Annotated in this window: 1 protein-coding gene; it reads right to left on the bottom strand. The window is 57.8% G+C overall.

Annotated elements, in window-relative coordinates:
• The coding region (locus ACR0AH_RS21115) for a 3-hydroxyacyl-CoA dehydrogenase family protein (RefSeq protein ID WP_480593657.1) at nt 1–516 on the bottom strand (516 nt) is incomplete at both ends.

Genomic DNA, 516 nt, shown 5'->3' with positions numbered 1-516 from the left:
TGGTCATGTCGGCTTTGACGGCGGGGTCTTCGAACACGGCTTCGATGATCAGATCGCAGCCTTTCAACTTTTCCAGATCAGGTGTCGGAGTGATCAGGCCCAGCATGACGTCTTTCTTGTCTTCTGAGATCTTGCCCCGCTTGACCGACTTGTCCAGATAGGTCTCGGAATACGCTTTCCCTTTGTCCGCGGCAGCCTGATCGCGGTCAATCAGGATAACCTCCATACCGGCTTGAATCGAGACCAGCGCGATACCGGCCCCCATCATGCCTGCACCCAGAACACCGACTTTCCTGACCGACTGATCGGGGATCCCGGCAGGGCGCACGGCGCCTTTGTCCAGCGCCTCTTTGTTCAGGAACAGCGAGCGGATCATTGCTCCAGATGACGGGTTCATCAGCACAGTGGTGAACCAGCGAGCCTCGATCCGCAGGGCGGTGTCGAAATCGACCAGAGCGCCTTCATAAACCGCGCTCAGCAAAGCCTTGGCTGCTGGGTAAGCACCCTGAGTTTTGC

It is taken from the genome of Ruegeria sp. AM5, assembly GCF_056540645.1.
Note: the sequence above shows the minus strand (reverse complement) of the source record. Positions and strands in the feature narration are given on the sequence as shown.